This window comes from Pseudomonas sp. Pseusp11 (assembly GCF_047304405.1).
Classification (GTDB): Bacteria; Pseudomonadota; Gammaproteobacteria; order Pseudomonadales; family Pseudomonadaceae; genus Aquipseudomonas.
The window spans coordinates 1-243 of record NZ_JBGLZF010000121.1; the positions used below are offsets into that span (position 1 = coordinate 1).

A 243-nucleotide genomic window follows, 5' to 3' on the forward strand; every position below is an offset into this window, starting at 1 on the left:
TCGTTAGCTCAGTTGGTAGAGCAGTTGGCTTTTAACCAATTGGTCGTAGGTTCGAATCCCACACGACCCACCATTTTTGAAACCAGTTAACGCTGGAATCGAATCTTAAGATCAGACGCCAAAAGCTCTGTTCGCAGAAGGCGCCTTTCAAAGGTGCCTTTTTTTTACCGGGGTATAGCGCAGTCCGGTAGCGCGCCTGCTTTGGGAGCAGGATGTCAGGAGTTCGAATCCCCTTACCCCGAC

1 tRNA gene is annotated in these 243 nt (G+C 50.6%); it reads left to right on the plus strand.

What is annotated here, in order from left to right:
* Positions 1 to 168 precede the first annotated feature (168 nt).
* Positions 169 to 242 (plus strand) — tRNA-Pro (locus ACCC96_RS30400).
* Position 243 lies beyond the last annotated feature (1 nt).